We start from the raw sequence: 19,995 nt of genomic DNA on the forward strand, positions 1-19,995 counted from the left end.
GTACGCTATTAGGTCAGTTTCACCAGACTGTAATTTTTCTTGCCCTTGCGGATGATGATGAATCTTCCGCCGATAGCGTGATCAGCTGTAATCTCCACTTCAAGCTCACTCACACGCTCACCGTTAATGGAGATTGCTCCTTTGGTGATATCCTCACGCGCCTGGCGTTTGGACGGCTCAACCCCTAAGTCCACCAGCCAATCCACGATATTTTTTGATTCAGCGGCTGCAGTATAGGTCGGCATTTCCTTGAAGCCTTCCTCAATTTCGTCTGCGGTCAGGGAGCGGATATCCCCGCTGAACAGGGCAGCGGTGATGCGTTTTGCCTGCTCCAGCAGCTCTTCGCCATGAACAAACCGTGTCATCTCTTCGGCCAGTGCTTTCTGAGCTTCCCGTTTATGCGGTTCGGTTTGTACTTTTTCGGCAAGTGCTTCGATTTCCGTCTTACTCAGGAACGTGAAGTATTTGAGGTATTTCACCACATCGCGGTCATCGGTGTTGGCCCAGAACTGGTAGAACTCATACGGCGTCGTTTTCTTAGGATCAAGCCACACGGCACCCCCGGCGGTTTTGCCGAATTTGGTGCCATCCGATTTGAGCATCAGCGGGATGGTAAGACCAAACACCTTGGCTTCGCTGCCTTCTTTTTTACGGATAAGATCCAGTCCGCTCGTGATATTGCCCCATTGGTCAGAGCCGCCGATCTGCAGCTGCACATCCTCATGCTGGTACAGATGCAGGTAATCAATCGACTGCAGAATCTGGTAGGAGAATTCGGTGAACGAAATCCCGCTGTCGAGCCGGCTGGAAACGACATCTTTGGCCAGCATCGTATTGATGCTGAAGTTTTTGCCGTAGTCCCGCAGGAACTCGATCACGTTAATGTTCTTTGTCCAGTCATAGTTGTTGACCATACGCACCTGGTTATCACCGTCAGTAACAAACAATCGCTTCATTTGAGCAGTCAGCGCTGCAACATTCTCCTGCACCTGCTCCATCGTCTGCAGCGAACGCTCACTCTGGCGGCCGCTTGGATCGCCGATTGTGCCGGTTGCCCCGCCGATGAGAATTACCGGACGGTGTCCGGCGAGCTGGAAACGCTTCAGCATCATAAAGGGAATCAAATGGCCGATATGCATGCTGTCGCCTGTAGGGTCCACGCCGCAATAGAGCGAAATCGCCTTCGTATTCGTTAGTTCCCGCAACCCTTCCGCATCCGTCTGCTGATTAATCGCATCGCGCCATTCCAGTTCATCAATAATGTTCAACATGATACAGCCCCTTTTGTGTAATTATTCGTATTCTTTGGATTTACGTTGAAGCAAGCACAGCGGCTGGGTTTCGGAGGATTTGGCCAACAAAAAAATCGCCCCCTTGTCTATGAAGACTCAGGGACGACTATAATTAACCGTGTTACCACCCAAATTGCACGAACACTTAACAGCTGTGTCCGTACCACTTTCAGCGAGTTATCGTTCGCTTCCTTCCGCTTGGCGTTACCCAAGATACTCCGGAGTGTAATTCGCAGTCCATGTGTGTGCCGGGTTCCATCCCCCCCGGCTTTCTGTGACAGGGACAAGGGCTGCTACTGTCTCGTTCAACGTATACCAACTATAAGATTACAGAAAGTATAGCCAATTCCAAATTTGTTGTCAATGCAGCGGCTGTGTGTAAACCTGATCTGCGTCTAATACCTTATTTACAGCACCTATTTGAAACCGGCTGCTCTATTGAGATTGATAATAATTAGCCTATTGTGCCAAACTCTTTACTGCTTCCTTCCGCTCCGCTTCATCCCCAAGCCAGGCTCCCTGCCCGATCAGCAGCTCCTGCAGCCGGTCTACCGGAACATCCCGCGAACTGCCGGACATTGAGCTTGCGAGATACGCCGCTGTGCCCGCCGCCTGGCCCATGGCGAAGCAGTTTGGCATAACGCGCAGCGAGCCCTGCACGATACGGTCAGAGGATACGGCGCGTCCGGCCACCCACAGGTTATTGATGCCTTTGGGCAGCAGCGCCCGATACGGAACACCGTGGGATCTGCCGTTCGGCAAATGCTTGATCTCCATTGCATCCTTGGAGGTGGTCAGATGGATGTCAATAAAGTACGAATTGCGGGCGATGTCGTCGTGGAAAGAAGCCATATTCAAGAAGTCCTCCTGGACCAGAACATAATCTCCAACAATCCGGCGTGTTTCACGAATGCCGATCTGCTCCCCGGAAGCGGCCAAATGCGCGTTCTCGAAACCCGGAACATAATTGCGGAGAAACTCGACCTGCACCTGGATGCCCTTACGGCCCTCAATGGCGCCTCGTGTCAGATCCTCAGCCTTGGTCCCGTCAATGCCGAAAATATGCCCGAAATTCACCCCGACCCGGGTATCGGAAACCCAGGAAAAGCCCGACACTTCCTTTCTTCCAAGAGGAAGGTCACCGGCAGCCTGCGCCTTCTGGACGAGTGCGGAAATCTGCCCCGTATCGCCGCTTTCGCGTAAATATGCTTTGAACCGGGAGCGGTTCACATCACTGAGCAGATAGCACATAGTGCCTGGCTGAAGCTCACCCTGTTCTCCGCCCTTTTGAAACTCTGCACCCGCCAGAGCGGCAATATCCGCATCGCCTGTAGCGTCTATGATATAGCGGCATTTGATATAGGAGCGACCCGTTTTGTTGACAATGACCACTCCATCCACAGTTGCGGAGTCATCGCCCAGAATAGCCTGAGGAACAAAGGTATGATATAACACTTCGGTACCGCTTTCAATTACCGCTTGCTCATAAACCCGTTTCAATACCTCCGCATCGATCGGCACCCAGTCCAGGCGGTCGCCGTACTCAGCGATAAATCCTGGCCTGCAGCTGCGCTTCATGCTCTCCAGCAGCTCCAGCCCAATGCCCCGGACGACCGGTTTTTCGTGGTCCGTATAAGGGCAGAAAGCGGGAACCAGCGCAGCTGTTCCCATTCCGCCCAAATAGCCTCTTTGCTCTACGAGCAGCGTGGAAGCTCCGTTTCTGGCCGCCGCCAAAGCCGCCGCGATCCCTGCTGGCCCGCCCCCCACCACAAGTACATCCACTTCACGGCTTACCTCAATCTGATCGGCTGGCAGAATTATCTTAGTCATTGCAAACCCTCCTATGTTCTATCCTTTCACTAATATTATATAACCCCATAAAGCTTTACTTTACTTTCACTTTAGTTTCATTTTTGCTTTCACATAAACGATTGGCACTATATTCACCACTGCGAAAATCGCAATTGCCGCATATAGCGCCCACCAGCCCGGCAGCAAGCAGCCCAATACCATTGCCGCACCCCCGGCGACATACCATTTTCCAGCGAAGCGCTGAGCCCTGAACCATGCCTGTTCATCTCTCATCGTCTCTTTGGTCCGCAGGCCTGCTAGGGAATTCCGTCTCAGCTTAGGCATCCGGTTGCCGGTAAGCAGCATAATCAGTCCGAGCATCCCTGCAGCAATCCGCACAAGATCCATTCCCGAGAAGGCGATACTGTCTGCTTGCACAAATAATGCCTGAACCGATATTCCCGCAAACAGCATGGTGCTGCATAGGGTGGTAATATCCAATATTTTGGCGATGGATCTTGCGTTGTCTTCGCCTTTTTGTGCGGCGCTTCGAATAATGAAAAAGAAGATCAGCTTAAAGAATATGAACCCCATCAGGCCTAAAGCGGCCAGAAAGGGTACCTCCGGGCTGGATTTGGGCACAAAGCGGTCGGCATTCCCTTTAATGTCGAAGTGCATCGGCACCATGTCCGGCATTTGCGGGTACAGATAGAGATATAAACCCATTGGAATTAAGGCAACAAGCAGGGCAATGATGCTGGTCATCTTGAATTTGAGCATCTTCATTCCTCCTCTTTGAACGCTAGAATCCACTTCATTACATCATCAAATACACTGGTGTTCAGTTCATAATAAATATACTTCCCGTCCCGCTCGGTGCGGACCAGATCGGCCTCCCGGAGTATGGACAGATGATGCGACACGGTCGCCTGCGTCATCTCAAAGCGTTCGCCGATGCTTCCTGCAGTCATCCTTCCGCCCTTCAGCATTTCGAGCATCTCTCTGCGGTATTCATCCGACAGAGCTTTGAAAGTATCCTTAATTCCCATGCGCACCTCCCGTTAACAATTAGATAAAAATCATTTCGAAATATTTCTATATGTAGGATATTCCATTTTCACTAAAATTACAATTGGGGAGCTCCCGATTATCCATGAACGTAGAATAAGCCTTGGAAGATGATCCAAGGCCCTTTATTTCTATTTTCTAAACTATTATTTCCTCAAACATACCCTGACTGGACACCAGCTGCTCTCTCACCTCATCCACCACATTCCGCAGGCGTTCACAAGTTTCAATCAGCTGGTTGACTTCTTCCCGGCCCACCTTCTCAATAATCTCGTTCATGACGCAGGAATACCGCTCCATCTTCTTGTTGAATTCTGTCTGTCCCTGTTCCGTAAGGCTGATGTAGATCACTCTGCGGTCTGTTACAGACATGGCGCGTTCAATATACCCCTTCTCTTCCAGAGAGCTGACAACCTGCGAGGCGGTCGGTCTGCTGATTTGCAGCAGCTCGCTTAATTTGGAGATCATGACTCCCGGACATTCCGGCGCCTCCGGTTCTCTACTCTCTTTCTTCATCATGACATTGATGGCGGACATCATAAGAAATTCCCCGTGGGGAATCGAATCATTCCATTTGGTGCGGGTGGTCAAGCGTTTGAGGTTCTCAAAAACCATTAGCAGCTTTTCTTCTTGACTATCCTGGGGATTCATAAGACACCTCCGGTTATAGTAGGTCACACCCTTACATTTCTCGAAAAATAGCGTCGTTCAGCTTCTGCAGCAGCTGCCCGAAATTCTCCCGTTCCTCTTCGCTCCAGTCCTCCAGCATTTTGCCGACCTTGTCCTGGCGGATATCCATATTCTGTTTCAACATGTTAAGTCCAAGTTCAGAAATCTGCAGCGTATAAGCCCTTCCGTCCTGCGGGTCTGGTTCACGGAACAGATAACCCTTCTGCTCCAGCGTTGATGCCTGTCTGCTGATCGTAGAGATATCCAGCCGGAATTCCTCAGACAGCGCCTTTACACCGGCCGAGCCGTGCGTGGCGATTTGACGCAGCAGCAGATAAGCTGAGAAGTCCAGCATGCCGAGTTTTTTATACGTGCTCATTGATGTCAAACGGCGGCTGAGAATTGACATTTCCAGTTCTATGGTTTCTATCGGACGTTTCTCCATGGCAGGTTGTGACCTCTCTTTCAGCTCAAGCATATGATAGTGATACAAGTAATTTTCATAGGAATACACGGATGATTATTGACATCACCATGGCAACTTGTATAATACAAGTATATACTTTCATTATACAAGTTATTCTTATAAAAGCTAGTGAATTGTTACTGGGGGAACTTTATGAAAGCTCATGAATTTATGATCACTCAGGTCTACAAGGTCAAAGAATATGATACCGTTCGGACCTTTATTGAGAAATGTATTCAGCATCGGATCAGCGGCATGCCGGTCATCAACGACAGAAACGAAATCGTCGCTTATTTAAGCGATGGAGACATTATGCGCTATATCGGCAAACATGATGATATCATCGTTGATTCCTTTTTCCAATTGAATGTGATTAAAGGCGATGAGGATGAGTACGAAGAACGGACCCGGAAGCTGCTGAATCTTAATGTGATGGCAATCGCCAAAAAGAAAGTCATCACGGTTTCCTGGGACGAAGACATCGAACGGATCGCCGCCATTCTGGGTAAAAAACAGATCAAAAAGGTTCCGGTTGAACGCGGACGTGTGCTCGTAGGCATTATCAGCCGCGGCGACGTCATCCGCCATTCCTTCAAATCCCTGCTCTAGCCGCGCATCGCTTCGAAAAGATAGACATCTTCCGGCTGTCCTCCCCAGTTGCGAACAGGTGACAGGACAGCCGCTTATACCTCGGGAAGCTCCTGCCCGCAAAGCCCATAAAATATAAGATGCAGCAGCTCATCCAGAAAAGCAGTCTTATCCTTGTGTTTTTCCATCGCCCCAAGCATTTCCTCGGAACTCTTCATGTAGACTTGAATTATCATCAGGAACGCCTCTACAGAGACCTTATCCGAAATTTCACCGCTCGCTTTTCCGTCCTCCAACATTTTGACCATCAGTGGAAGTATGTTGGTATCATACTGCTCCTGAATGAACGCATACATCTCGGGATCATCAAACAGGACCTCCTTGATCAGCGCCGGGGACAGGTTGTAATACGTTTCTTTCTCCTTGAAAATCGTGTAGCTGATCAGTTCCCTCAGCGACTGTTGCTTCAGCATTTCTTCCTCGAATTCACGGATGGCCCGCTGAATAAAATCCTTGAAAGACTCCTTAAGCAGCTCCTCCTTGCTGCCAAAATAATTATAAATCGTGACCTGCGAGACTTCCGCCTCCTTGGCAATATCGGCAATCCGCAGCCGCTTCGGCTCCCAGGTCCTCAGCATGACCATGGTTGTCTTCATAATATTCCCCTTGATCATTGCCTTTCTCTTCTCGAAGCCGTTCATGTCCTTCACCCTAACTTGACGATTTAGTGTACAGTCAGAAAAATAATGAAATATAATTTTCATATGAGTTCATATTTATATTGACTTAGGTAATTCCTGGGACTATTATAACATATGAAATATACAGTCACTAATATTTCATTATTACGGCGGGGGTGCAGCATGCTGAAGGTAGAGGGCTTAACCAAACGGTTTTCAAACGGCAGAGGGATTGAAGAAGTATCGTTCACGGTAGCGAGAGGCGAGGTGTTCGGTTTCCTGGGGCCTAACGGAGCAGGGAAATCGACAACGATCCGGCATATTATGGGATTCATGAAGCCCGACCGGGGTTCTGTCACGATTAACGGGCTGGATGTCTGGAAGGGACAGGGAACGGTGCAGAGGCACACCGGGTATTTGCCCGGTGAGATCAACTTTATTGACGGCATGACCGGCAAAGGTTTTCTTGATTTCATGGCTTCGATGCAGGGTGTGAAAAACTCCGCCAAACGTGAACAGCTGATCGACCGGCTGCAATTTGATGCCGCTACCCCAATCCGCAAGATGTCAAAGGGTATGAAGCAGAAGGTTGGAATTGTTGCCGCCTTCATGCACAGCCCCGACGTTATTATTCTCGATGAACCAACCTCAGGCCTGGACCCGCTGATGCAGAAGGTATTTATTGAACTCGTGCTGGAGGAAAAAGCAGCGGGAGCCACCTTCCTGATGTCTTCCCACAGCTTCCAGGAGATCGAACGCACCTGTGACCGGGCAGCAATTATCAAGGACGGGAAGATCATCGCCGTCAAAAATATTCATGAGCTGCAGTCGATGCAGCGCAAGCTGTTCGACATCATTTTTGAAACGGCCGAAGAAGCGGAGCGTTTCGCCCCCTCCGGCCTGCAGGTGCTTACCCGTGAAGGAAACCTGGTGCGGATTGCCGTACAGGGCAATTACAATGAATTCACCCGGGAGGTCGCCAATTTCCGGATCCGGAGTCTGGATGTATCGACGCAGAACCTGGAAGATATTTTCATGAATTATTATGATCGTGAGGCGGGTGTCCAATGAATCTTCCACTCTATAAAGAAATGATGCGGGTCAATTTGAAGGGCATTATGAATTACGCCTTTGGTTCCGCCTTTTATATCGTGTTTATGATCTGGCTGTATCCGGGACTTGCGGACAATACGAAAGCCATTGATGATCTTGTAAAAGCCATGCCCGAGGGGGTCAGCAACGCCTTTGGACTAAGCAACGGCTTCGCCAATGCCGAAGCCTTCATTGCGGGAGAATATTACGGGCTCATCCTGGTGCTGATCCTGTCCATCGTTTGTGTGCAGATGTCTACCCAGCTGGTAGCAAGGTTAGTGGACCGCGGCTCGATGGCCTATCTGCTGTCCACGCCGACCACACGCCGCAAGGTCGCTTTTACGCAGGCACTCGTGCTGATCACTTCACTGTTCATTATTATGGCTGTAACCACACTGGCCGGATTCGCCGGCAAGCTCTGGTTTCTTGGTACGGAATATGAATTCGGCATGGGCCGGTTTACCCAGCTTAACACCGTTGCGTTCCTGCTGTTTTTTGCCATTGGCGGCCTTGTCTTTCTGGTCTCCTGTATATGTAATGACGAGAAGAAAGCGTTCGGGATTTCCGGAGGCATCACCTTCGGTTTCTTCACAATCGACATTCTCGCGAAAATCACAGATAAGCTGGATGTGCTGCGCTACTTCACGTTGTTCAGCTTCTACCGCCCCGGCGATATCGTGCAAGGCACGACGGATGTCGCCTGGATTTCCTTCTGGCTGCTGCTGACCGGGCTGCTGGCCTTCGCCGCAGGCATCCAGATTTTCCGGCAGCGCGACCTGCCGTTGTAAGCCAGGGGGATCAAAGGTACTTTTACACTTCATTCCACCAAATAGACCGTGGATGGGGGAATTCAAAGGCACTTTTGCACTTCATTCTACCGAATAGACCGTGGATGGGGAATTCAAAGGTACTATTACACTTCATTCCACCAAATAGACCGTGGATGGGGGAATTCAAAGGTACTTTTACACTTCATTCCACCGAATAGACCGTGGATGGTGAAATCAACTGCACTTTTGCGTGCGGATTCCTGATACTTGTACACGCTCAGTGAGAGTCCGCACCTTCGTGTCATCAAGTTTGCGAGAGCGCTGCAATTTTTTACATTGCATCAGCTCTATACAAATAAGAAGTTACCGTCCTTAGCAAAGGACGGCAAAAAGGGCATCCCCGCAGATTATCCTGCCGGCAAGGATGCCCTTTGCTGCTATGCGGATTACCGCAGAATCCGCTCCGCAAACCGGGCGCCGAGCAGCTCATAGCCCTCGGCGTCGGGATGCAGGCCGTCCGGCAGGCGTTCGCTGTCGGACGCGCCGAACCAGGACAGGCCGTCGCGGTAGTGCATACGGCTGTCCCCCCGGGCCCGGAACACTTCGACGGTCCGGGCTATTTCTTCACGCATCCTCGGGAGCGTGAAGCCCAGCTTGTTCGGCTCGGTCTCGCGCTCCGAGCCGTAGATCGGCGAGATCACGAACAGCGGAGTGAGCGGATGCCGTTCGCGAATCGACAGCAGCATGCCGATGAGCGCCGGGGCGAAGACACGCGGGCTCAGCGTGGCGGCGCCGTAGACGTTCACGCCGACACAGAGCGTGATCAGGTCGGCGGGAAGGCTGGCGATCAGCCGTCCCGCCATCGGCTCCAGCTGGCAGTTGCCGGAGAAGCCAAGGCAGGTCAGGTTGTAGCCGCTGCGCGCTGCGGCGATGGCCGGCCAGGTGCGCGAAGGGCTGGAGGCCGCCACGCACTGGGTGATGGAGCTGCCGTAGGTGACCCACCTCGGCCGGGTATCCGGCAGCGGACGCGCGGCTGCGGCATCATCAATCCATAGGCCGGTCACTGTCAGGCCTATGTTCTGCGACAGGTAGATCTCCAGTATCTCGCACCCTGCGGGAAGATTGCCGAAGACGACGGATATCTCTCCTGCAGGGAGACGTAGCGACAGGAACAGCTGCCCGTCTATGAGGCAATCCATTGCCGCTGGCTCGGGCAGCGGGGTGAACGACAAGGTCAGCGCGGAGGAGTCGGTGTGCAGCCGCAGCCGGACCCCGGCGCAAATTTCCGCCTTGCCCTCAATGCCGTCCGGCGGGTACAGCGCGTAGTCGGCGTAAGGAATCCGCCAGGGCTTAATCCCCTCCTGCCGGTGCTCCAGCGACACCGCGCCGTGAAACCAAGCGTCCATTAAGGGAAGCTGCTTCACAGCCGCTCCCCCTCCATCACACTTGCATCATCCGCTGGTGTGAAATTCTCCCCCAGCCACACATCCTGTGCCAGAAGCCGGTGCTGCAGCTCGGGAATGGAGATGCTGCGCGAATCTCCCCCGTCGCGCAGTGCCAGCGCCGCTGCCGTTCCGCAGGCCTGGCCCATCGAGAAGCAGTTTGGCATCACCCGCAGCGAGCCCTGAACTGCCCGGTCCGAGGACACGGAGCGTCCGGCCACCCAGAGATTATTGATGCCCACAGGCAGCATGATCCGATACGGCACACCGTGGGATACGCCTGGCGGCAGATGGTTGAAGGTCATGTCGCTTTTGCTGGTGGCAAGGTGGATGTCAATATAATAAGCATTGCGGGCAATGTCATCCGGGAAGCTGCGTGCAGCAATGAAATCATCCACAGTCAGCATGTAGTCCCCCTGAATCCGCCGCGTCTCCCGGATGCCAAGCTGCTCGCCGCTGGCCACCAGATGCGCATGCTCGAAGCCCGGCACATAACTACGGAAGAACTGCAGCTGGCGCTCCGCCGTCCGGCGGCCTTCGATCGCGCCCCGCGTCAATTCCTCGGCTTTCGTCCCGTCCACGCCGAACACATGGCCAAAGTTGACGCCGACCAGATAGTCACTGATCCAGGCTAGGCCAGAGATCGACTTGCGGCCTTCCGGCAGCGCGCCTTCAGCCATCGCCTTCTCTACCGTCCGGTGCAATTGCCCGGTATCTCCCGTCTCCGCAAGGAAAGCATTGAACTTCGGACGGTCGACATTGGCCAGCAAGTAGCACATGCTGCCTGGCTGCAGCTCGCCCGCTTCGCCGCCCTTCTGGAACGGCACGCCGGACAAGGCAGCAATGTCCCCGTCACCCGTGCAGTCAATGATATAACGGCAGCGGATGAAGGAACGGCCGGTTTTGTTGACGATGATGACGCCCTCGACCTTCCTGCGGTCCTGCGACAGCACAACATCGTAGACAAAGGTATGGAAAAGCGGTATGACCCCGCTTTCCAGTATGGCATCGTCATAGACGCGCTTCAGCACCTCGGGATCTATCGGCACCCAGTCCAGCAGCTCCCGGTATTCCCCGCGGTAGCCGGGATCGCAGGCTTCCTTCATCCGGTCCATCAGCTTCAGCCCGAGGCCGCGGATAATTGGCTTCTCCTTGTCGGTAAACGGACAGAAGGCCGGGACAAGCGCAAGTGTGCCCATTCCGCCGAGAAATCCCCGCTGCTCCACGATCAGCGTGCTCGCGCCACCCTGTGCGGCGGCAATCGCGGCGGCAATGCCGGAGGCGCCCCCGCCGATCACCAGCACATCCACCTCACGTGACACCGGAATGTCGGCAGACGGCAGTGTAATATGGTCGTAGTTCATCATGAATCCTCCTTGAAAGTACACTAGTTTATGGGGTCTTCGTCCCTTCGAGACAAAGACGGAGCAGATCATCCACATGAGCGGTTGCCAGGCATTCTACCGTATCGGCGGCACCATAATAAATTTTGACCTCGCCATTATCCTCCAGGATCATGCCGCCGGGGAAAATGACGTTGTTGCGGAATCCCCCGCTGATTTCGTAAGAGGCCTCCGGTGACAGCAGCGGGGCGGCAGCGCGGCCGATAATCTTCCCGGGGTCCTGCAGGTCCAGCAGCATAATGCCCGCGGTGTAACGCTTCTTCCAGCTGTCTTCCCAGCCGTTTTTACCCCGGCTGCGGTCAAGATCCACCGCATGGAACGTGGTAAGCCAGCCTTTGTCCGTCTTGATAGGCGGCGCCCCCGGGCCGACCTTGTCATTGGCATATGCCACATCTTCAACCGCCAGCAGCAGCCGCGAGTTCCCCCAGTACTTCAGATCCGGTGAATCGCTCATCCACATGTCGAAGCGGTCAATGCCACCGCGGCTGTACACTGGCAGCGGACGCTCCAGCCGGATGTATTTGCCGCCGATCTGCTCCGGGAACAGCACCATGTTGCGGTTATCCGGCAGTGACAGGCTGAGCACCTCGAAGGAGCGGAAATCGTCGGTGACGGCGATGCCGCCGCGCAGACCGTGCTTCGTATCCACGGCAAAGCACATATAGCAGCGCTCCCCGATGACCGTTAACCGGGGATCATACACCCGGGTCACTTCTTCATCCTGCCACGACCAGCAAGGTTCCGGCTGCACTCCCCACTTGATCCCGTCGTCGCTGAAGGCCAGGCCCAGGTTCGTTGTGTGATGGGGAGCGACAAGCTGCTTCGCTTCATCGCCGTAGTCATTGCGGAACACCATCACGTATTTGCCTTTAAACTTGGTAACGCCCGCATTGAATACCATGGCCGGGCCGTAAGGCACATCGCCGGGCGACAGGATGGGGTTCAAGGGATGGCGCGAAATCAACGGGCTTGAGCTCAGCAGCCCTATTATAAATTCACTCATATGTGTAATCTCCTTTACGGGTGTGTATTGCTTCCTTTACAAGCTGTAGTCTGGAAAAACGGCGGATGCAGACTCATTCCTTGCCTCAGCCTGCTCCAGCCGCGGGCAGCTAACCTTTCACCGAACCGGCCGTAACCTGGATAAAGGTCTTGTTCGCCACAATATAAGCGAGCAGCATCGGCAGTATCGACAGGCAGGCGCCCGCCATCATCAGATGGATCTGCATCGCCGCAGAAGAGCCGTAGCGGAGGTTCGCCAGCCCGACGGTCAGTGTCTGCAGCTTCGGATTGGTCATTGTGAAGACGAGCGGCAGAATGTATTCGTTCCACGAATGGCGGAAGGCGAACAGTCCGGCCACACCCAATCCCGGGGTCAGCAGCGGCAGTATAATCCGGAAGAAGGTACGGATAAATCCGGAGCCGTCGACCATTGCCGCTTCATCCAGCTCCCGGGGAATCGCCTTGAAGAAACCCTGAAGCATGAAAAAAGTGCTGGAATGGGCGCTGATCAGGATCAGAATGACTCCCCACAGCGTGGTATTCAGGTGCAGGGCGACCATCAGATCGAACTGAGGGCGCAGCACAATCGCTCCGACGGAGATAAACATCATCGATGCCTGAACCGTCACATACAGCGATTTGCCGGGAAAATCACGCCGGTCGACCACATAGGCCGCCATCGAGGCCACCAGCAGCGTACCTACCGTAACCATGATGGAGACAAACGCACTGTTCCACGTATAGCGGGCAAAGTTGGCTTGCTTCCACGCTTCCGCATAGTTGGCAAACTGCAGTTTGGCCGGCAGCAGGCTGCCGCCGGTCATCATCTCGGCGCCGGTCTTCAGCGAACCGGAGAGTGTCATTGCCAGTGGAAACAAGGTCAGGATCGCCGTTGCCAGCAAAAACAGCCACATGACCGTCCGGGCCACTATTCTGCCAGCGTTGCCGGCAGGCTGTTTGGATACCGCATGTTCGTTCATCTTGATAGACCTCCTAATAAACCTTGTTCATTTTTCGGCTGAAAAAGAAATAGAGTCCCGTAATCGTCCCGACAATCACAGCGGTCGCAAAACCCACGGCACTGCCATAGCCGAGCTGCTGCGCCACCGGAGAACCGGTAGATACCGGGAAGAGCAGTTTGTACAGATAGAGGTACATAACTTCGGTTTTGCCGATTGGCCCGCCCTCCGTAATAACCATGATGCTCTCATACCCCTTCAGAGAGGCGATAATCGCCAGCATTATGACCATCTGGGCAACCGGGGCCAGCATCGGAAGCGTAATATGCCAGAACCGTTTTCCGGCGTTCGCGCCGTCAATGGCCGCGCTCTCGTACAGGTCCTGCGGAATGCTCTGCAGTCCGGCCAGGAACAGCAGCATGTAGTTGCCGACCGCTCCCCACACCGCCACCAGAATAACGGTCAGCATGGCATGCTTGGGACCTAGCCAGTCGATAGGCTGGGAAACGAGATGCAGCTTCATCAGAACTGTGTTAACCATCCCGTTATAGGAATTAAAGATGTTATAGAAAACGACAGAAATGACTGCGGTACTGATTACCGTCGGCATAAAATAAATCCCGCGCAGCAGGTTACTCCCCCGCAGCTTGCCGTTCAGGATTACCGCCAGCAGCAGAGACAGCGGGAGCGTCAGCAGCAGTTTACCCCCGGCAAAAATGAACGTATTGCCTACCGATTCCCAGAACAGGCTGTCACGCGCCAGCCTGCGGAAGTTCTCAAGCCCGGTGAACACTGCTTCTCCATATCCGGCGTAATCGTAGAACATATAGCGCAGCATCCAAATCAAAGGATAGATGCCGAGTGTCAGTGTAAGGATGATGCTTGGCAGCAGAAACAGGGAATTTTCCCCGAGCCGTCTCCATTTAAAGTTCATGATTCATTCCTCCTTCGGGGAAAGAAAAGGGGCGTTTCGCTGGAAGTCCGCAAACGCCCCATCCTTGCCTGTTATTCTCCTTGCGGCTTGCTTGGATTGAACGCCGGGTCCGGTGTAACCATAACCTCGCCCTTCTCAACCGCCTTGGTCAGAGCAGCGTTATATCTGCTGTTCAGATCCTCAGCAATCGCCTTGGCATCCCCGCCGGACAGCATGTATTTGAAGAAGGCGTCGGCATAGGTTGCCCCTTCCGGAGTGACACCCGGCGCAGCCGGCCAGAGTGAGTCATGCTCACCGACAAGGAACCCTTCCATTCCTTTAATGTCCGGATTTTGCGCCTTCTCGACAATGCTTGGAACTACAGCGATGCCGAAGCCTTTCTCGTGATAGGTCTTCAGAATGTCGTCGCCGTACATGTATTGCATGAACTTCCAGGCCGCTTCCTGATGGGCGGATTTGGCGTTGATCCCGAGCCATGTGCCGGCGGATACGATTTCCGAGGTTCCTTTAATCTGGCCATCAAGTGTTGGTGCCAGGGCACCCGCCCAGTTGATCTCTGTCGGGAACTGATCCTTGTACACTCCCGGCTCTGTCGAGAAGGAAAGATACATCCCGATCTTGCCTGCGGCAAACTGGGCACGCAGCGGGTCGATATCCAGCGACTCGGCACCCGGAAGAATACTGCCGTCTTTATACATTTGCTTGAAATATTCAATTACCTGGGCATATGGAGCGAAATCGAACTGGCCGGTCTTAAGATCATAGCCAAGACCTTGATAGCCGCTCAGAGAGAGAATTTCCCGGATGGAACGGTCAAACGCCTGCTTCGGATTTTTGAAGTTCAGCGCGAAGCCGTAAATGCCTTCAGATTTGCCGGCTTCGGTGATTTTTTTGGCATCGTCCACCATTTCCTGCAGCGAGACCGGCGGATTCTGGATGCCTGCTTTGGTGAAAATATCTTTATTATAGACAAGGCGCATGGTCAGCCCCGTATTGGGCAGCGAATAGACCTTGCCGTCGAACCGGTTGACGTTGTCGATCATCAGACTGCCGAACTTTTGGTTCATGCCCTCATCCAGATAGGAATCAATCGGGGCCAGGTAACCTTTTTTTACAAACTCGGAGGTGTTGGCGCTCTTGAGTCGGAGCACATCCGGAGCCTGGTTACTGGAGAACGCGATGTCGACGCTCTGCGCATAATTCTCGGACAGAACAGTCAGCTCTACCTGAATATTGTCTTTGTTGGTCTCGTTGAATGTATTGATCAGTCCTTTAATATATTCCTGATCATGCCGGTCATCGGTCCAGTACTTCAGCTGTACCGCTTCGCCTTTAGCTGCTGTATTGCCGCCAGCTTCAGCTGTTCCGGCCGGAGCATCGGGTTCAGCAGCCCCGTTCGTGCTGCCGTTGTTGCCGCTGTTATTTCCGCAGCCGGCGATACCCAGCGCCAGCACCAGGCTGAGGCCAAGACCCATCCATTGTTTACGCATACCTTCTACCCCTTTAATTGATAATGTATTGTGAGCTCATATTGATTATAAATCCGGCCCTGCCAGATGGGAGTGGGGCAGCCTTACTCTCCAGGGATAGAATTCTATTGTCTCTGCAACGTCCTGAACAATTGTCTCTGCAGCGTCCGGAACAAGCTGCTTACAGCTCCGGATGATAGCTCGCCCGGAACTCCGACGGGGTCTGGCCGGTGATCTTCTTGAACATATCGCTGAAATACCGGCGTTCCTCGTAGCCGACAGCTGAGGCCACTTCCTGCACAGGCATGCCTTCAACCAATAAAGCCTTAGCCTTCTGGATTCTTTCAGCGGTGATGAACTGGGTTACGGTCATTCCGGTCACCTTCTTGAACAGACTTGAGAAATAGCTGGCGCTGAGATGGACATGGGCAGCACATTCCCCGACGGTAAGATCCTCGGACAGCCGGCTTTTGATATAATCCAGCGATTCATAGATAACCTTCTGCCCTTCGGACAGGCTGTTTAGGCGCACTAGTTCCGCTCCCTCCATGCAGAGCGCCAGCAGCTGCCGCTGCAGGGAGGCCAGCGGCAGCCCCGCAGTTCCCTGGACAGCCTTGAATCTCAGCACCAGCGGCTGAATGTCGGCAAACGGCACAAGCTCATAAAAGGTCCGTATCGCAGAAGCTGCGAGTTCGTCGTAGAGGCTAAGCAAATAATCAGGGTTATGGCGGGAGCCCTGACGCTCAAGCGTGGCAGAGATCGCCGAGAGGATTACCGAGGTCCGCCCGGCATTGCCGGAACGGAGCGCCAGCAGCAGCTCATCCTTATACTCCAGCGTCAGCGGCTCCTGGCTCCCTGCCTGAAGAAGATCGTCATACATAATCGCCGCATTGCCCTCCGTGAACAGATGATAGGCCAGCGCGCGGTTCGCCTGACGGTAGGATTCCGGCAGCTCGCTGGTCTGCTCCACCCGGCCGCCAACGCCGACCGAGACGGTGAACTTGGTATACCGTTCAATATTGCGGCAGCACTGCTCGGCAATTTCGACCGGACTGGCGGCCGCCGCGTCCCCCATTACGGCCAGGTACCGGTTATGGCGGGCTCTGAATACGACACAAGGGGTATGCTCCGAAATCGTCTCCTGCGTAATATTAAGCAGGGAGAACCGGACCAGCTCCACCTCGCGGATCGACATTTCGGCAGCCTGTTCCTGAAACCGGTCGATTTCAATCAGCATAACAATGAACCCCTGCGGATTCAGATTGATGTCCAGGAATTCCCAGCGCTCTGCTGCCTGCTCCCAAGGGGTACGGTGGCTGACCAGCAGCGCGAAGTACTCCTGGCGCAGAATCGGCAGGCTCTCGCGCAGCTTGTTCTCCATCTCCCGCAGGTTCAGCAGTTTGGACCGCTGCTCCAATATTTCCGCCTTGGCCCGCAGTACGGCCGCCATGATCTCCTGCTCCGAAAATGGCTTGACGACAAAATCGAAAGCCCCAAGCTGCACCGCCTGCTGCGCATATTCGAAATCGGCATAGCCGCTGATCAGAATCATTTTGCAGTCCCGGTTCTGTTCAAGCACTGCCCGCAGCATCGCCAGACCGTCCATCCGCGGCATGCGGATATCCGTGATCACAAGATCCGGCGTCTCCCCGGAGATCAGCCGAAGTCCATCCTCTCCATTGGAGGCTACACCGGCCATACGAATGCCATGCTCCGCCCAGTTCATCCCCTTAAGCCCATCCACTACGCTTTTGATATCGTCAATAATACACAGGCTGACACTGTCGTGATTATACATCTATTTGCTCCCCTTTCTTGGGCAATGAAAGGATCACTGCCGTCCCGCGCCCCGGTGCGCTCTCCACATTGAACTGCGCGCTGCCGCCGTAGTAAAGCTGCAGCCGGCGGATCAGGTTGTACACGGCATACCCCTTCTCCGATTCCCGCCAAAAGAGCGCACGAAGCGCAGCCTCTTCCATCCCGCTTCCGTTATCACGCACCTCAAGACTCCAGCGCTCTCCCTCATCTCTGACCGCAATTCCGATCCTTCCGCCGCTCTCCATATCCTGAAAACCGTGAAGGATGCTGTTCTCCACCAGCGGCTGCAAAATGATCCGCGGTATCGGAAGCGCTGTCAATGCTGGTTCACCGATATCAATCTCGTATGAAAATTGGCCCTCGTAGCAGCTCGATTGAAGCTCCAGATATTGCCGCACATGCTCCAGCTCCTTGGACAGTGTTGTGATTTCCTGCCCCTTGTTCAGCCCCAGCTGAAACAGCCGGGACAAGGCCAGCACCATCTTCTGCGAGGGCTCCACCTGCTTCAGATTCAGCTTCCAATAGATCGTGTTCAGCGTATTGTACAGAAAATGCGGGTCCATCTGCGCCGACAACGCTTTGATTTCCGCAGCCCGCTTGTTCTCCTCGGCTTCGGTTACCTCCTGAATCAGCACTACGATCTGCTCCAGCATCCGGTTGAAGCGGAAGCCGACCTGGGCCAGCTCATCCCCGCTTCCGCTCTCAAACCGTGCAGACAGGTCGTTGCTCTCCACTTTTTTCATTACCTTCATAAGTCCCTGGAGCGGCCCCAGCAGATACCGTGTAAACGCGCCGGAGATAAACAGCGTTACTGTGAACACCGCCAGCGCAACGAAGACCAGCATCCATTTGACATAGATCATATCCTTCAGCACAGCGGCTTTGGACTGGATCGTAGTCATCGTCCAATCCGTGATTCCCAAATGGGCATAATTGAGCAGATAGGATTCACCTCCGATCTCAAAAGAATCATGATCAGCCGTGCTGCGCTCCAGCATTTCCGTCAGATGGCCGCTCTCCACCGCCTTCTTGATCAGCGGGTCCTTCACGGAGTATACGGGCAGACCCTCAGCGTTCAGCAGGAAGCTCTCCGCACCGCCCCCGCTATCCCCCCGGACCAGCTTGCGGAACCCGTCCTCACGGATATTGACCACAATATAGACGCCGCTGACCGGTGTATCAAAGATCGGCTCCAGAATCAGAGACAGCACACGGTCCTTGCCGGAGAACAGCATGTCCTCATGGCCCTCCACCCACAGGTTCTTTTTCTCCTGTTCGATGCTTTCATAGAGGAAGGTGTCCTGAAAAGCGGTAAGCCGGTTACGGTTCATCGAGAGCGGGTAGAAATCGCCGACCGGCGTAGAGACAAAGATCGACTGGATCAGCGGTTCAGCAATCCTCGCCTGCGAGAAAACGTTATCAAGATCATTCAAATGCGTGTAGTACCTGCTGCTGTCCCCGGCCACAACATCCTTCATCATGTCATGAAAAGGCTGGCTGATCATAAACGTCATCATAATGAGCATCAGCTTGTTCAGCTTCTCGTCGACAATCTGCGCCGACTTGACCACGGTATCCTGGGTAAGCTTAAGCGCATTTTTCTCCAGAATCGCCGCCGATATGGAATAGGACAGCCCTCCGGTCATCAGCACCGACAGCAGGATTACAGCCAGAAATGCAGTTTTGAGCTTGCTGCGGAATGATTGCTTGCGGAAAACTTCCAAATGTCCTCACGCCTTCCTGTAGATTCGTTGCCAGAGTTGTTTCTGTATGCTTTGATTATGTCACCCGGGGCCCTAATCCGACAATGACCGGCCGTTAGAATAGTGACTTTACCGCCTGTCCACAATAGGTTGACCGCCCTCGCAAAAAGGTGCACAAAAAGCCAGCAGGAACGCGTGAAACGCGGTTTCCTGCTGGCTGTGTTGTTGTTATAGGCGGTTATAGGCGATCATCTGTGTTGCATCTGTGTTGCATCTGTGTTGCATCTGCGAAAGTCTGGTAAGCAACATTTCAGCAGCGGGAATTACACCCGGTAAATCACTCTAATCCAGTGCTAATATACCATTAAGAGGAAATTATCCCTCTAATTTTTGGCGAATTAGCTTTTATTCTTCTAATGCCAGATTTAGCGGGTGCATTTCCCTATAATTACTCCCGTTGTGTGATCGGCGTAAAATCAGCGGGCGTATTTCCCGTTAGCTCTTACTACCTATTATACCGCCGGGAACCAGGCGTCAGAGGCCAGAAGTCAGGAGCCAAAAGCCAATTCGGTGCGATCCCGCAGGCCTCATCAGATTACTAAAGTAGTCGCAGTAGAAATCATTAGAGGATTAAGGGGAACCTACAGCTGAATCAATTGGTCTACCTTCACCGGGGAACCTACAGCTGAATCAATTGGTCTACCTTCACCGGGGAAGCTGCAGCTGAATCAGTTGGTCTACCTTCACCGGGGGAGCTACAGCTGAATCAGTTGGTCTACCTTCACCGGGGAACCTACAGCTGAATCAATTGGTCTACCTTCACCGGGGAAGCTGCAGCTGAATCAGTTG

General features: G+C 53.5%; 18 protein-coding genes. 3 read left to right on the forward strand and 15 right to left on the reverse strand.

Annotated elements, in window-relative coordinates:
- Positions 1 to 8: 8 nt before the first annotated feature.
- The 6 genes from tyrS to AC3WT9_RS16475 form a co-directional block, all read right to left on the reverse strand.
- A complete protein-coding gene (gene tyrS / locus AC3WT9_RS16450) occupies positions 9 to 1,268 on the reverse strand; it encodes a tyrosine--tRNA ligase (protein WP_341380339.1) in 1,260 nt (419 codons plus the stop codon).
- Between the two features lie 483 nt (positions 1,269 to 1,751).
- On the reverse strand, positions 1,752 to 3,122 hold the full coding sequence (locus AC3WT9_RS16455; protein WP_341091057.1) for an FAD-dependent oxidoreductase: 1,371 nt from the start codon (positions 3,120 to 3,122) through the stop codon (positions 1,752 to 1,754).
- A gap of 66 nt (positions 3,123 to 3,188) precedes the next feature.
- Positions 3,189 to 3,863: an SdpI family protein gene (locus AC3WT9_RS16460; protein ID WP_341091056.1), complete on the reverse strand. Its 675-nt coding sequence runs from the start codon at positions 3,861 to 3,863 to the stop codon at positions 3,189 to 3,191.
- Between the two features lie 2 nt (positions 3,864 to 3,865).
- The gene (locus AC3WT9_RS16465) at positions 3,866 to 4,132 is read right to left on the reverse strand and encodes an autorepressor SdpR family transcription factor (protein WP_341091055.1); all 267 of its coding nucleotides are present in this window, start codon (positions 4,130 to 4,132) and stop codon (positions 3,866 to 3,868) included.
- 157 nt (positions 4,133 to 4,289) lie between these two features.
- A complete protein-coding gene (locus AC3WT9_RS16470; protein ID WP_341377751.1) occupies positions 4,290 to 4,802 on the reverse strand; it encodes a MarR family winged helix-turn-helix transcriptional regulator in 513 nt (170 codons plus the stop codon).
- Positions 4,803 to 4,833: 31 nt separating this feature from the next.
- Positions 4,834 to 5,265, reverse strand: coding sequence for a MarR family winged helix-turn-helix transcriptional regulator (locus AC3WT9_RS16475; protein WP_492407751.1), 432 nt, complete (start codon positions 5,263 to 5,265; stop codon positions 4,834 to 4,836).
- 174 nt (positions 5,266 to 5,439) lie between these two features.
- On the opposite strand from AC3WT9_RS16475, the gene AC3WT9_RS16480 reads away from it, so the two are divergent.
- Complete coding sequence (locus AC3WT9_RS16480) at positions 5,440 to 5,895, forward strand: CBS domain-containing protein (RefSeq protein WP_341091050.1); 456 nt, start codon at positions 5,440 to 5,442, stop codon at positions 5,893 to 5,895.
- A gap of 74 nt (positions 5,896 to 5,969) precedes the next feature.
- On the opposite strand, the gene AC3WT9_RS16485 is transcribed toward AC3WT9_RS16480, so the two are convergent.
- Positions 5,970 to 6,575 carry a TetR/AcrR family transcriptional regulator gene (locus AC3WT9_RS16485; protein WP_341091048.1) on the reverse strand — a complete coding sequence of 202 codons (606 nt, stop codon included), beginning with the start codon at positions 6,573 to 6,575 and terminating at the stop codon, positions 5,970 to 5,972.
- Between the two features lie 162 nt (positions 6,576 to 6,737).
- Here AC3WT9_RS16485 and AC3WT9_RS16490 point away from each other — a divergent pair, with 162 nt between their 5' ends.
- Complete coding sequence (locus AC3WT9_RS16490) at positions 6,738 to 7,625, forward strand: ABC transporter ATP-binding protein (RefSeq protein ID WP_341091047.1); 888 nt, start codon at positions 6,738 to 6,740, stop codon at positions 7,623 to 7,625.
- Positions 7,622 to 8,434, forward strand: a complete 813-nt coding sequence (locus tag AC3WT9_RS16495; protein ID WP_341091045.1) for an ABC transporter permease subunit — start codon at positions 7,622 to 7,624, stop codon at positions 8,432 to 8,434. The genes AC3WT9_RS16490 and AC3WT9_RS16495 overlap by 4 nt, the downstream gene beginning before the upstream one ends.
- A 428-nt stretch (positions 8,435 to 8,862) precedes the next feature.
- Here the strand turns inward: AC3WT9_RS16495 and AC3WT9_RS16500 are convergent, their stop codons facing one another.
- The 8 genes from AC3WT9_RS16500 to AC3WT9_RS16535 form a co-directional block, all read right to left on the reverse strand.
- Positions 8,863 to 9,840, reverse strand: a complete 978-nt coding sequence (locus AC3WT9_RS16500) for an SGNH/GDSL hydrolase family protein (RefSeq protein ID WP_341377750.1) — start codon at positions 9,838 to 9,840, stop codon at positions 8,863 to 8,865.
- Entirely contained in the window at positions 9,837 to 11,222 is a 1,386-nt protein-coding gene (locus tag AC3WT9_RS16505; protein ID WP_445935303.1) for an FAD-dependent oxidoreductase, read from the reverse strand. Before AC3WT9_RS16505 ends, AC3WT9_RS16500 begins: the two co-directional genes overlap by 4 nt.
- Positions 11,223 to 11,250: 28 nt before the next feature.
- Entirely contained in the window at positions 11,251 to 12,264 is a 1,014-nt protein-coding gene (locus AC3WT9_RS16510) for a glycoside hydrolase family 130 protein (protein ID WP_341091040.1), read from the reverse strand.
- A gap of 109 nt (positions 12,265 to 12,373) precedes the next feature.
- Positions 12,374 to 13,243 carry a carbohydrate ABC transporter permease gene (locus AC3WT9_RS16515; protein WP_341091038.1) on the reverse strand — a complete coding sequence of 290 codons (870 nt, stop codon included), beginning with the start codon at positions 13,241 to 13,243 and terminating at the stop codon, positions 12,374 to 12,376.
- 13 nt (positions 13,244 to 13,256) lie between these two features.
- Entirely contained in the window at positions 13,257 to 14,156 is a 900-nt protein-coding gene (locus tag AC3WT9_RS16520) for a carbohydrate ABC transporter permease (RefSeq protein ID WP_341091035.1), read from the reverse strand.
- A 71-nt stretch (positions 14,157 to 14,227) separates the two neighbouring features.
- Positions 14,228 to 15,646 carry an ABC transporter substrate-binding protein gene (locus AC3WT9_RS16525; protein ID WP_341377748.1) on the reverse strand — a complete coding sequence of 473 codons (1,419 nt, stop codon included), beginning with the start codon at positions 15,644 to 15,646 and terminating at the stop codon, positions 14,228 to 14,230.
- Between the two features lie 160 nt (positions 15,647 to 15,806).
- Entirely contained in the window at positions 15,807 to 17,423 is a 1,617-nt protein-coding gene (locus AC3WT9_RS16530; protein WP_341377747.1) for a response regulator, read from the reverse strand.
- The gene (locus AC3WT9_RS16535) at positions 17,416 to 19,167 is read right to left on the reverse strand and encodes a cache domain-containing sensor histidine kinase (RefSeq protein WP_341091031.1); all 1,752 of its coding nucleotides are present in this window, start codon (positions 19,165 to 19,167) and stop codon (positions 17,416 to 17,418) included. Before AC3WT9_RS16535 ends, AC3WT9_RS16530 begins: the two co-directional genes overlap by 8 nt.
- Positions 19,168 to 19,995 lie beyond the last annotated feature (828 nt).

This window comes from Paenibacillus sp. EB106-06-01-XG199, from assembly GCF_058791575.1.

What these genes read in the sequence shown, in the direction of transcription:
- AC3WT9_RS16470 (WP_341377751.1), bottom strand. Translation starts at nt 4,802, where the DNA reads ATGAATCCCCAGGATAGTCAAGAAGAAAAGCTGCTAATGGTTTTTGAG.
- AC3WT9_RS16520 (WP_341091035.1), bottom strand. Translation starts at nt 14,156, where the DNA reads ATGAACTTTAAATGGAGACGGCTCGGGGAAAATTCCCTGTTTCTGCTG.
- AC3WT9_RS16505 (WP_445935303.1), bottom strand. Translation starts at nt 11,222, where the DNA reads ATGAACTACGACCATATTACACTGCCGTCTGCCGACATTCCGGTGTCA.
- AC3WT9_RS16455 (WP_341091057.1), bottom strand. Translation starts at nt 3,122, where the DNA reads ATGACTAAGATAATTCTGCCAGCCGATCAGATTGAGGTAAGCCGTGAA.
- AC3WT9_RS16480 (WP_341091050.1), top strand. Translation starts at nt 5,440, where the DNA reads ATGAAAGCTCATGAATTTATGATCACTCAGGTCTACAAGGTCAAAGAA.
- AC3WT9_RS16515 (WP_341091038.1), bottom strand. Translation starts at nt 13,243, where the DNA reads ATGAACGAACATGCGGTATCCAAACAGCCTGCCGGCAACGCTGGCAGA.
- AC3WT9_RS16525 (WP_341377748.1), bottom strand. Translation starts at nt 15,646, where the DNA reads ATGCGTAAACAATGGATGGGTCTTGGCCTCAGCCTGGTGCTGGCGCTG.
- AC3WT9_RS16530 (WP_341377747.1), bottom strand. Translation starts at nt 17,423, where the DNA reads ATGTATAATCACGACAGTGTCAGCCTGTGTATTATTGACGATATCAAA.
- AC3WT9_RS16465 (WP_341091055.1), bottom strand. Translation starts at nt 4,132, where the DNA reads ATGGGAATTAAGGATACTTTCAAAGCTCTGTCGGATGAATACCGCAGA.
- AC3WT9_RS16510 (WP_341091040.1), bottom strand. Translation starts at nt 12,264, where the DNA reads ATGAGTGAATTTATAATAGGGCTGCTGAGCTCAAGCCCGTTGATTTCG.
- AC3WT9_RS16490 (WP_341091047.1), top strand. Translation starts at nt 6,738, where the DNA reads ATGCTGAAGGTAGAGGGCTTAACCAAACGGTTTTCAAACGGCAGAGGG.
- AC3WT9_RS16495 (WP_341091045.1), top strand. Translation starts at nt 7,622, where the DNA reads ATGAATCTTCCACTCTATAAAGAAATGATGCGGGTCAATTTGAAGGGC.
- AC3WT9_RS16485 (WP_341091048.1), bottom strand. Translation starts at nt 6,575, where the DNA reads ATGAACGGCTTCGAGAAGAGAAAGGCAATGATCAAGGGGAATATTATG.
- AC3WT9_RS16475 (WP_492407751.1), bottom strand. Translation starts at nt 5,265, where the DNA reads ATGGAGAAACGTCCGATAGAAACCATAGAACTGGAAATGTCAATTCTC.
- AC3WT9_RS16460 (WP_341091056.1), bottom strand. Translation starts at nt 3,863, where the DNA reads ATGCTCAAATTCAAGATGACCAGCATCATTGCCCTGCTTGTTGCCTTA.